This is a genomic window from Sporolactobacillus laevolacticus DSM 442 (genome assembly GCF_000497245.1).
Lineage (GTDB): Bacteria > Bacillota > Bacilli > Bacillales > Sporolactobacillaceae > Sporolactobacillus > Sporolactobacillus laevolacticus.
In genome coordinates this window covers 59,785-72,212 of the sequence record NZ_AWTC01000008.1, presented here as the reverse complement: position 1 = coordinate 72,212, position 12,428 = coordinate 59,785, and the positions used below count along the sequence as shown (strand labels likewise).

6 protein-coding genes are annotated in these 12,428 nt (G+C 44.1%); 2 read left to right on the top strand and 4 right to left on the bottom strand.

The annotated features are described in order from the left end of the window. Position 1 precedes the first annotated feature (1 nt). Positions 2 to 484 carry a hypothetical protein gene (locus P343_RS27785; RefSeq protein WP_023510103.1) on the bottom strand — a complete coding sequence of 161 codons (483 nt, stop codon included), beginning with the start codon at positions 482 to 484 and terminating at the stop codon, positions 2 to 4. A gap of 186 nt (positions 485 to 670) precedes the next feature. Then, on the bottom strand, positions 671 to 1,063 hold the full coding sequence (locus P343_RS27780; protein WP_023510102.1) for a hypothetical protein: 393 nt from the start codon (positions 1,061 to 1,063) through the stop codon (positions 671 to 673). Positions 1,064 to 1,675: 612 nt separating this feature from the next. On the opposite strand from P343_RS27780, the gene helD reads away from it, so the two are divergent. Further along, entirely contained in the window at positions 1,676 to 4,006 is a 2,331-nt protein-coding gene (gene helD / locus P343_RS27775; protein WP_023510101.1) for an RNA polymerase recycling motor HelD, read from the top strand. 626 nt (positions 4,007 to 4,632) lie between these two features. Next, positions 4,633 to 5,529 carry a DMT family transporter gene (locus P343_RS27770; protein WP_031263920.1) on the top strand — a complete coding sequence of 299 codons (897 nt, stop codon included), beginning with the start codon at positions 4,633 to 4,635 and terminating at the stop codon, positions 5,527 to 5,529. A 600-nt stretch (positions 5,530 to 6,129) separates the two neighbouring features. Here the strand turns inward: P343_RS27770 and P343_RS27765 are convergent. Together P343_RS27765 and P343_RS27760 are read right to left on the bottom strand one after the other, a co-directional pair. Then, entirely contained in the window at positions 6,130 to 9,162 is a 3,033-nt protein-coding gene (locus P343_RS27765) for an ATP-binding protein (protein ID WP_023510099.1), read from the bottom strand. Between the two features lie 18 nt (positions 9,163 to 9,180). Next, complete coding sequence (locus tag P343_RS27760; RefSeq protein WP_023510098.1) at positions 9,181 to 12,276, bottom strand: hybrid sensor histidine kinase/response regulator; 3,096 nt, start codon at positions 12,274 to 12,276, stop codon at positions 9,181 to 9,183. Between the last annotated feature and the right edge of the window lie 152 nt (positions 12,277 to 12,428).

Below are 12,428 nucleotides of genomic sequence, written 5' to 3'. Positions count from 1 at the left end.
GTTAATAAATCCAGCTTGTTGGAATAAGGAACGAATACGGGGCCGCAAGAAGAGCGAAGATCAGCGCGATTCTTGCGGCTTGTTTTTTCGAAAGATGCCCTTTTAAGTAGATAAGATCCAACCAATAAATGATGAAACCGGAAAGAACAACAGCGGCGGCAAAGAACAGAATGCTCACCGGTGAGGAATAGATGGAATAGTAATCAATCAGTATCGTTTTTGTTTTTAAACTAATCGTGCCGATCAAAGTTAAAAACAAGGATCCACCAATATCAGCGACGAGACCAATCAGCCAAAGTGCGACCAGCATCCGCAATGCCTTTCTCCAGGCGATGTGAATACTGAAAAATTTAATCGCCAGAAAAAAAACAAGCGTATCGATCAGAAGATTCGCCGCAGCTGCCAAGCCGAGAAGGGGTGGGAAAAAATAAAACATAAAAATAGGGGAAATCACATCATGTAACAAAAAAGGGACGCTTAACATTTCATGTTTTCCTTCCTCCGGCGTATTAAAGGGTGAATTAAATTAACCTGTTGATCGGCCAACAGGTCAGATGAAAGTGATGATTATTAAGGATGTAATTTGTTTAACAGAATGTTTAATTCGCTAGACATCAAAAATCTAAAACGATGGCGCTTGTCCCCGCCCAAATTTATGGATAAACCGTAATCAATTTACAATTTTATTATTAGAATACACACCTTTGATTTCTTCGGGCGATTTTCCGCGAACCAGCAGACAGAAATTCTCATAGCCGATTTCTAAATGAGCATTCATCAATTGTTCCAGAGCCCGCAGGCCTTGAGGATGCTTGTGAATTTTTTCGATTTCATTTTTATAGAGATCAATAATCGACCTCTGAACAAAGTGAGGGGCATATTGCAGAGCATATGCATCTTTTCCGAGCATCAGCCCACAGAGGTATTCATATTTAAATTGAAGCTGTCGGGTGAAATTCACAAGATGCAACAGCCGATAGAAGGTGTTTGGGTAATTTTCCTTGAAATTCTCAATAGCAGTCTGTGCTTTTCTAAGATCCTGGATGCTGCTTATTGTTTTCATGAGATGAACCCCTCCTTGTCAATGGACCTTCACCGAAAGGTCTCCTTATATTGATTATATGCCTTCGCTTCGCGGACTGAAACACTGTCTGTCCCGAACCGGATAGATTTTAATAAGAAAGCGTTTGCTTTTTATGTGGTCTGTATGTTAGGGCGACTTCTATTCACTCGTATAAACGAGATAAACATCAACGGGTATTCGTTGTGTAAAACAATACACCTTAAGATTAACGCTTTTTCTTCAAGCTGTAAAATGATTCTTACTCATGAATTTGATGATCTGTTTATCATCAAAAAGAGGACAGGGGGCGATACTGCTCCATAAACGAAAAAATTTCAAGTATTAGCATCGCCAAACAGCTGCGCATGATACATTCTATCTGCAATCGGAATATAATTAAAGAAATAATCAACCTGTATCGTAAAGCACACGGATATTGAAGTTTCAGCCGGTGCATGTTATAGTTATAACTCAATAGAAGACAATAAATAAATAGAAAACCAAATTATAACATAACATAAAATGTATTTGTTGTCAAGTGAAATGTGCGGAATTTTCTTTCGAAATACGCCATGCCTTGCGCTGATCAAACAAACAAGAGGTGTTCCTTTTATGGTTCGGAGTGAACGCAAACAAGAACAAGAGCGTGTCAATGAAGTTGTTGATGTTATAGGAGAAAAAATAGAAAAAATCACGGGTAAAAAGAGCACGGTTAAGAAGGGTATTGTTGATTTACGGAAGAACTTTTGGGAAGATGTTACCGTCAATCTCGATGAAACCGACGATGTCTATGAAACACAAGCCAGTATCAAGCAACAGGCGGAACTCTTGTCCGAACGTGAGCGCCGCCACGGACAGATGAACAAGCAGTTAAAAACATTAACCAGACTTCAAGATACACCTTATTTCGGCCGTATTGATTTTCGCGAAGAGGATGAGAAAAGGGCGGAGTCCCTGTACATTGGCATTGGTTCGTTAATGGACGCAAAAAATGAAGATTTTTTGATTTACGATTGGCGTGCGCCGGTGGCGAGCATGTACTATGATTACGCGCCGGGGCCATCTAAATACGCATCGCTTGATGGCGAAGTACGAGGCAATATGACGCTGAAACGCCAATTTATTATCCGCGAAGGCAAGATCAAGGGCATGTTTGATACCGGATTAACGATTGGCGATGCATTGCTTCAAGCTGTGCTCGGGGGGAAAGCTTCCTCACATATGAAGAGCATCGTCGCCACCATTCAAAAAGAACAGAATCAAATTATTCGCAATGAGACCGACCGCTATCTGATTGTCCAAGGAGCAGCAGGAAGCGGTAAGACCTCTGCAGCATTGCAACGTGTCGCTTTCCTTCTCTATCGCTACCGCAAGACGTTAAGGTCGGATAACATGATGCTTTTTTCGCCAAATCCTCTTTTCTCAAGTTTTATCTCATCTGTTTTGCCTGAGCTAGGTGAAGAGAATGTGGTGCAAACGACATTTAAGGATTTCATTGAAGATCGTATTTGCCGAGATCTTCAGCTGGAAAATCCATTTGATCAGACAGAAGCATGTCTGACTATGGCAGATGGAGAGCAATTGAAGACGAGGATCGCCGGGATCCGTTTCAAAGCCTCACTTGCCTATCGTGAAATGATAGACAACTGGTTGGAACACTTAAAAGCTGAAGGTATGATTTTCCGTGATATTACTTTTCGAGATCATATCATTGTTTCTGGAAAAGAAATTGGTAACTATTTCTACGCACTGCCGAATGGGCAGACCCTATTAAACCGGCTTGAACAGGTTCGTGACTGGCTGCTGCGCCGCATCGCCGCTTTCTCGAAACGCGAACGGAAAGAGGATTGGGTCCTCGAAGAAGCTGAACTCCTCGACAAATCAGATTATGCAAGCATATTTGAGAAACTTCAGCAGAAGAAGCAATTTAGTGAAGAAACGTTCGATGATTTTGATCGTGAAGAACAGCTTTTGCGCAAGATTGTCATGAATCGACGTATTAAACCGCTCCGAGGCAAAGTGAAGCAACTTGAGTTCGTCAATTGCCAAAAGGTGTACAGTGAGATTTTTTATCAAGAATATACAAATGAAACCGTGCCTGATCGCTGGGGAGACATTTGCCGCTCAACGCGTATGCGATTTGAGGAAGGCGATTGTCCATGGGAAGATGCTGTTCCTTATCTTTATATGAAGGAAAAAATTCAAGGAAGAAAAGGAAACCATGAAATCCGCCATTTGATTATCGATGAAGCGCAGGATTATTCACCGGCTCAACTTTCCTATCTTCAAGCTGCCTTTCCAAGATGCCGGATGACTATTCTCGGGGATATGAATCAGGCGATCTATGCCCAGAGTCTTGCGGCCGATACGATGTTATCAGAGCATCTTTATAACCCGGATGAGGTGAAGAAGCTTACCTTGCTCCGCAGTTACCGATCAACCAAAGAGATTATGAATTTTTCACGTGCCATTGTGCCGGGCGGCGGACAGATTGAACCTTTTGACCGTAGCGGTAAGCTTCCAGAATGGATTGACACGACTGAATCAGGAAAAGCATCGATCATTTTAGATAAAATCTCAGCATTTAAAGCGAACGGTTTTGAAACTTTTGCCCTTATTGGCAAGACAATGAAAGAGTGCCGGGAAGCCTACACGTTGTTGAAAGGCAAGACGGATGTCAAGCTGATTACACAGGCTACCTATCAATTTGATAAAGGATTTATTATTATTCCCACATACCTAGCAAAAGGGATTGAATTTGACGCGGCCATTATTTACGATGCATCTGCAGATAATTACAGCCGGAAGAGTGAGCGAACTATTTTTTACACAGCCTGCACACGCGCGATGCATGAGTTAGTGCTGCTCTCAAGCGGGGATAAGAGCCCGTTTCTTAATGACGTTTCGGAGGAGCATTATCTGTATACCCGGATAGGCGATTAATTGGATGAATGCGTCTGCCAATCGGGAAACGTGAAGATGTGGTGACTTCTGTGTTGTACACAGGATGTGTATGTGTTTAGCGAAAGATCCTTTTCTTACAGGATAAGAGAGTATATAAAATTTCGAGTGAATTCAGGGTTCATATTAGCGGCGTAATGCCCGGAAAAAATTCTGATTCAAATACGGAAAGCGCGAGACGCCTGCGGAGCGATCCTGTTGATCGCAGGCCAAGGGGGAGGACCCCGAAGATGTTCGATTGATCGAGGAGGCTCCCGGACTGCCCGCGGTCGCACCAGTTGATGCCAGCAGCCGAAGTGTCGTTCAGACATAACGTAGCTTGGTTTTCTAATTAGCAGAAGATCCTTTTCGAACACCATACAAAAGTAGCATCAAAGTTGATCAAAACCTTGACTAAATGCAGGCTCAAGTTGGTGGACAAGCCCTTATAGGCATAATCATCAAGACAACCGCCGGGCGATTTGATTTCGACGAGTTATGTCACGATTTTTTATAAGACACATCAAAAGAGATAAGCGTGGAGTGGAAGGGGAAAAAGACTGACCACACTCGCAACGGAGAAAGTGTTACGGATAGTAAGCTTTCTTTTAGAGGAGGAACTGTAAGTGGTGAAGAAGTATCAAGCTGTGAGTTTTCTTGTTCTCGCCAATTTGTTTTGGGCGGGAAATTATGTGTTTGGCAAGTACGTGGTTAGTGAAATGACCCCCATCCAGATGACTTTTGTACGTTGGTTGCTCGCGGTATTGATTTTATTCCCGTTAGCTCAAGTACTTGAAAAGCCGAAATGGGGCCAAGTGTGGAAACGTTGGAAGATTCTACTGATTATGTCCTTGCTCGGTATTGTTGGCTACAACGTCTTATTATATGAGGCGCTTCGATTCACGACGTCACTAAACGCGGCACTTGTGAATTCAATTAATCCGGCAGTGATTGCCATTTTTGCTGTCTGGTTTCTAAAGGAAAAACTGTCAGTAACCAACAGTTTAGGTCTTGTTATCTCGCTTTTCGGTGTGCTTCTTGTCCTGACACATGGTGCATTGCTGCAGATTTTCACGATTCATTATAATCAAGGTGACTTGCTGATGCTGCTTGCGATTACAGTATGGACGTTTTATACATTAATTGGGAAGAAGCTGGGGAATGTGCCGCCTATTGCTGCTACGGCAGTATCTGCGACACTCGGCTTGATTGTTCTTCTGCCTTTCTTTCTTAATTCAGGATTCTCATACCGGCTAAGCCAGACTGCAACGATCGGCATTATTTATATCGTGCTCTTTCCATCGGTATGTTCGTTCGTTTTCTGGAATAGCGCCATTCGTGTGATTGGTGCAAGCAAGGCTGGCATTTATCTCAATATGCTAACCGTATTCACAGCATTGATCAGTTTGATCCTAGGGAAGCCCATTACCCTTCCACAGATTATGGGCGGTGTGCTCGTCATCATTGGCGTGTACCTGACCAACCGGAAAAGTATCGTAAAAACTGAAGCGAAAGTAAGCGCCTGACAAAAAAACCTTCCCGATAAAGCATGCGGGAGGTTTTTTTGTACTATAAGAAAGGATATAATTTTAAGGTTTATAGTATAAGCGCAACTAAGTCTTCGCCTCCGTCAGAGGCTTGGCGAAGCCAAGTTTTCTAACATGATAAAAAAGTATATAAAATTTCGAGTAAATTCAGGGTTCATATTAGCGGCGTAATGTTCGGAAAAAATTCTGATTCAAACACGGAAGCACGAGACGCCTGCGGGAATCGCGAGCCAAGTGAGACCCCGCAGATTACTGCTTGTTTGAGGAGGCTCACGGATCGCCCGCGGCAAGCGANTCGCGAGCCAAGTGAGACCCCGCAGATTACTGCTTGTTTGAGGAGGCTCACGGATCGCCCGCGGCAAGCGAGCAGCTGAAGTGTCGTTCAAGCAGAAGATTGATGATTCAAAGTCGCATATAGAGTGACAGGAAAAGACTGGGCGTTTTTTGCCCGGTTTTTCTAATGTTCCGCTGGAAATAAAGAAATTCGACAAACGAGTTGAGATATCCGCGAATATCGCTCTCGAACATACAACACAGGCTAAGTTTTACTTACTATGAAAAAAGTACGGACTGGTTGCCTTATTTCTCTGGAATGCTCATCGTAAAAGTGGTGCCTTTTCCGATGTTGCTTTGGATCTGAAGCTCGGAGCCGTAGAAATGCTTAAGTCTACTGTTGATGTTTTTGAGGCCAACGCTGTGCCCATGTTCCTTAACCAGCACGCTATGAACCAGTTCCTCACTCATGCCAATCCCATTGTCTGACACTGAGATCTCATAAAATCTTGCTTTGTGCTTAACGGATAAGGTAACCCGACCGCCTGCCTTTCGTTTGTTGATGCCGTGTTGAACGGCATTTTCTATAAGCGGCTGGATCATGAGTGGCGGCAGTGGGAAATCAATGTGTTCCTCCACATCGATGTTGACCTGAATCCGGTCCTGAAATCGCATTTTTTCAATCGTGAGATAAGATTTAACTAGAGAAAGTTCTTTCTTGAACGTGCTCATTGCCGATGTATTCTGGAAGTCGAAGCTTCCGCGCAAATAGGCAGCGAATTGCGCCGTCATTTCACGTGCCTGTTCGATGTCTTCATAGCTTAATGCGATGATGGAATTCAACACATTATAAAGGAAATGTGGTCGAATCTGAGATTGAAGGAAAGCGACTTCCATGTTTGTAGCCTGGCCTGCGGCTTCTTTCATCAGGATCAACCCTCGGATCCGGGCCGAGAATTCTGAGAAATTGTACGGCTTTTCCAGAATGTCATTTGCGCCTGAACGAATTGCGTAGTGCTTATCTTCGTTAATGATTGTAGTGGTGAGCATGAGTATGGGCAGCTCAGTCAGGTTGTACTGTTCCCGTATTCTGCTGCAGACTTCAAAACCGGGTAACCCCGCCATCATCAAGTCCAGAACCACCAGGTCAGGCTTTGAACGGGCTACTTCGCTCAACGCTTCCTCCCCGCTTTGCACAGCGATCACATGGTAAGGAATGCCCTCTAGCATATCAATCAGGATCTTTAGATTCTCTAGATCATCATCAACAACTAAAATCGTCGGTGCGTTAATCGGATGGGAATAATAAGGAGTAGTCAAGGATTCGCTGGGTATACGACCCGGAGCTGGATTAAGCGTCGGGACAGACGGGCCGGCAGTGACGACTTGGTTTTGATCAAAAAGCGGCACAGTGAAATGAAAAACTGATCCTAAACCGACCTCTGATCCAAACCATATCTTTCCTTTTTGGAGTTCTACCAGCTTTTTGGTAATCCCTAATCCAAGACCAGCTCCTTCGCTCGTATGTATCTCTTTTTGCTGAAAGGGATCAAAGAGTGTAGGACGAGCAGCCGCAGGGATCCCAGTTCCAGTATCTGCTACTATGATCTCCAGCTGATTATTCCATTGTTTTGTAGAGAGCGTTATTTTCCCATGATGTGTGTATTTAATAGCGTTATCAAGCAGATTGTTCAGAATCTGACGCAGACGATTTCCGTCAGCTAGAACAAGTGGAACACCTTCAGGTATCTTATTGATTATTTGCAATCCCTTTTTTTCGGCCATTTTTGCGTAAAATCCGTTCTCTAGGTTAATCAAAGAACCAAGGTCAACCGGTCCCGACTTAATGGTTAGCATCCCCTGATTGATTTTTTCGAAATCCAGAATGTCGCTAACCAGGTTCGACAATCGGTAGCACATACGTGTGATCATTTGCATTTTGTCTTGTTCGTTTCGGATCAATTGATTCTTGTCGCTTTTCAATAATGTCTGTGAACTCGTGACGATTCCGCTCAGAGGTACTTTGAATTCGCGCGCGGTCCGGGCGATGAACTCGTCTTTAAGCTTATCAATCTGCCGGAGCTTTTGCGTCAGCGCTTCTGCCCGGAAAAAAGCATTGTTAAATTGCTGGGACATTAAGAGAGAAAGCGAAAGGACGGCTCCGAGGACTGCAACCATATTGTAAGCCAAGATTTGGCTGGCATTGGACGCGTTAACCATTGTTGTGATGATGTACACACTCAGAGACAGTCCGCATAGGACAAGATAGCGGCTTCCTTCCATTCGCCGCATGGTGGCGAGCACAATGATATAGGTTGAATAGACCAGGATAAGTAAGATCAGAGGGAAAGAGATCATGAGAAAAATAATCGGTGGCACTCTAATAGAAACCAGGTTAATAAGCACCAGTGTGCCCACCCAAATAGTGATGACGCGAAGCACTTTTTTTGAAACCAGCGTTTTATAATAGGTGGTGAAGCTGTATAAGATCATCAGCATCCCCAAAATAGAAAATGTATTTTCAAGGCGTGCGTGCAGCCACAAAGGAATCCATGGAAAAGGAATATAGATCATGCCTTCCAAATCAAACATTGACAGAGCAATGGATGTAAAGAGGGACATTAAGGAAAAAAATAAGAAAGATCGGTTCTTTCTCATCTGTAAATAATGGCCAAAATAAAACAGACCCATAATGAAGAAAGGCACAATGATCATGCAACTGATGACAAGAGATCGGGCCCGGGCATTGGAAATACCTTGCTCGGTTCCGAATAAAACAGGCTTGGCAATGCCCCACCCATTGATGGTTCCATAATTGGCAAACTGGATGATCAGTTCGTTATCACCTTTACGAATGGGAAAGTAGCAAACATAAGAAACGGGTTTCGGAGTAAAACGGTTTCGTTCAACGATTCCGCCTTGACCAAGTTTTTTCCCATTTACATAGACTTTGCTTGCCGTATAAATTACTGACACTTTAATGGCGAAAATCTGATGCTTCTGACTGCTCCGGATGATCAGTCGATAAGTGCCGGAGCCGGGCTGGCCGCTGCCTCCGGAATAACCAATATTATTAATGGGCACTTTAGTCGAAACTGCTTGTTTTCCGTATCCCGATTGAATCTCATTCGGCGTCAAAAGCTGATTGCGGTAGAAGGTCCACTCGCCGTTCAGCTTAACATTTCCGTCACGCTCAAAGTTCCAGTGGTCGAGGTTCAGTGCGCCGTGCTTTGCATAGGGAGCATCTTTTTCCGAAAGGCTAGAAAGAAAAAGAATTAATATGAACAACAAAGAATAGCCAAGAACGATCAAACTGATGATTCTTATTTTTTTCCTCAACGATTTCCTCCTTCCTTTCTATACATCACTCCGGTACATTCTGCTACCCGATGGTTCATGTGATGCCTCAACGGTTATTGTGTAGGACACGATGGTGCCTTGACCGGTAGCACTTTGGATAACCAACTGCGTCCCAAAATAATGTTTCAGTCGTTCATTAATATTTTTAATGCCGACGCTACCGCTTTTTGTGTTTGATAGGAGGTTTTTCACTTTATTCTCATCCATACCTACCCCGTTGTCTTCGACAGTAATCGCATATCCATTCGGCCGGCGATTCACGGACAGAATGACCCGACCGCCTGCTTTTCGTTTACCGATCCCATGCTGAACCGCATTTTCAACAAGTGGTTGGATCATAAGCGGGGGCAGTGGAAAATCAAGCTGTTCCTCAACATCTATTTTGACTTGTACACGATCCTGAAACCGCATTTTTTCAATCGTAAGATAGGATTTGACGAGTGACAGTTCCTTCTTGAACGTGCTCATCGCTGATGTATTCTGAAAATCAAAGCTGCCGCGCAAATAAGCGGCAAATTGTGCGGTCATTTCACGTGCTTTTTCGATATCATCATAGCTGAGCGCGATAATTGAATTAAGCACATTATACAGAAAATGCGGTCGAATTTGCGATTGAAGGAAAGCGACTTCCATGTTTGTCGCCTGACTTGCCGCGTTTTTCATCAGGATCAGTCCTCGGACACGGGCTGAGAATTCCGAGAAATTGTATGGTTTCTGCAGAATGTCGTTCGCGCCTGAGCGAAATGCATAATGCTTGTCTTCATTGATAATCGCGGCGGTGAGCATCAGTACCGGAAGCTCGGTCAGGCTGTACTGTTCCCGTATTCTGCTGCAGACATCGAAACCGGACATGCCCGGCATCATCAAGTCCAAAACCACCAAATCTGGTTTCGAATGCACTACTTCGTTCAGCGCTTCCTTCCCATTCTTCACAGCGATCACGTTGTAAGGAATACCCTCTAGCATATCAATTAGGATCTTCAGATTCTCCAGATCGTCATCAACAACTAGAATTGTCGGTGCGTGAACCGCTGGGGAATAGTATGGAGTATGCAAAGATCCGCCGGGCAGCTGTTCGCTCGGCAGCTGGTCGGGAACCGCTTTGCTGACCCGGACGGATGCACCGGTGGCAACCGCCTGCTTTTGATTAAAAAGTGGCACGGTAAAATGAAATACCGACCCCAATCCGACTTCGGAATGTACCCAGATCTTCCCTTTCTGGAGCTCTACCAGTTGCTTGACAATGCTCAGCCCTAATCCGGCACCTTCACTTTGATTTAATTTGTCCCTGCGTTCAAATGCTTGAAAAACGGATTCATGCTCCGAGGCGGGAATCCCGGTCCCAGTATCGGCGACCATGATCTCGATTGCGTGATCCAGCTGTTTTGCGCTCAATGCAATTTTTCCTGTCGGGGTATATTTGACCGCATTGTCCACCAGATTATTAACAATTTGCCGAAAACGATTTTCATCGGCAAAAACAAGCGGCAGATCATTCGGCAGATTATTGACAATGGTTAGCCCCTTCTTTTCCGCAAGAAGTTGATAGAAAGCCAGTTCCGTCTGTACCGTTGAATAAATATCCAGGGGGACAGGGTTGACTTGAAGCGTTCCCTGTTTCATTTTTTCAAGATCGAGAATATCGTTAACCAGAGCTGAGAGCCGATAGCCGATCCGGGTAATGAGATGCAACTTGTCCTTTTCGTCGCCGATTGTCCGTTCCTTTTTACCGGCCAGCAGCGTTTGCGTAATATTGATAATTCCATTTAAAGGTGTCCGGAATTCATGCGAGGTTCTTGCGATGAACTCATCCTTCAGTTGGTCACTGCGGACCAGTTCCTGTGCCAGTGACTCGCTGCGCTTAAACGCATTAGCGAAGCGTTGCGACATTAGGAGCGACAGCATCAGCAGGAAAAGCAAAGATGATATAGAGTACAGTGAAGTTAATGTTTTCGAACTGTATACCCTGATGATTGTAATAATCACAAATATACTCATCGATAGTGTCGCGATCATTAGATAAATACTTCCTTCGGCTTTCCGTATGATTGCAAGGACGAAAATGTAGGAAGCATAGGCGAGAATAGAGACTGCTAGGAAAGAATGAAGAAACAGCTCGATCGGCGTTAGAAAGTCCCAGGGCATAAAATCCATGATTAGTGTAACAAAAGAGAGTACAACACCAGCAACCGTTACTTTTCTTGAGACTAGTTCGGGATAGGCAAAGAACAGGTAAAGGAGAAAGGCAACGCTGATAAATAAAGTTCCTGTGGCTTCCAAAATAACAAGTAGACGAAAAGGGAGGTCCGGAAAAAGAATATAGATGACTCTGCCGGGACTCAGCAAAGAAATGATCATTGAAAGGAGCAAGCAAATAATTGAGAAGAACAGCAAGTGAAAATCTTTCCTGCGCTGAATGAAATAACCGAAAAAGTATAAACCCATGAAGAAAAAGGCGGCAACCATCACCATATCATTGAATACAGATAAGTCGCGGTTCCTCGAAATCTGCTGCTGCGTGCCAAAAGCAATCGGCTTGGTGATCGCCCAACCCGTGACCCCCTCAGTCCGCGATACTTGAATCAATAATTCATTGCTGCCGCGGTGGATCGGGAAATAACTTACGGCAGGTTTAAGTGAAGCACGCTGATCACTTCCTAATGAAGGCTTGCCGCTTCCGCCGACAGGCGTGCCATTCATATATATTTTGCTTGAGCTGTAGACACTTGCTGCTTGCAATCCGAACATCTGGTCACGGTCGGAGCGAATCAGCAGCCGGTAGGTACCGGCATTCGTGTAGTACGGTTTCATACTATTTGAACTCCGCGTATTTTCGGGAACAGTGATGAATCGTTCGTTTTTTCCATTACCTGCTTTAACGGTTTCAGTCGTAAGAAGTTGATCAGGATAGAAACGCCATTGTCCGTTCAGTTGGATGTCGCCGTTCTTCTCAAAATTCCAGTGAGAAAGATCAAGAACACCATGCTTAGCGACCGGGCCGTTATACTCTGAAAAATGATTCCATGATAAAAAGATCAAAAAGAGTCCGGTATAGGTTAAAAGAACAATGATCATGGCGAACAGACGGTGCACGGCAAGTCACTCCTGAATCCGTTAAGATACTAGTATTCTATCAGTTGCTGTGTGTAAAATGAATAGCCTGTGAGGGTAGAAATACACCAACATTTGGCTTTTAGCGACTAAATGATAGTATAATAATTGTAATGAAAATGTAATGAACGAGC

Coding starts and splice junctions, on each gene's coding strand:
- P343_RS27785 (WP_023510103.1), bottom strand. CDS start 484: ATGTTAAGCGTCCCTTTTTTGTTACATGATGTGATTTCCCCTATTTTT.
- helD (WP_023510101.1), top strand. CDS start 1,676: ATGGTTCGGAGTGAACGCAAACAAGAACAAGAGCGTGTCAATGAAGTT.
- P343_RS27780 (WP_023510102.1), bottom strand. CDS start 1,063: ATGAAAACAATAAGCAGCATCCAGGATCTTAGAAAAGCACAGACTGCT.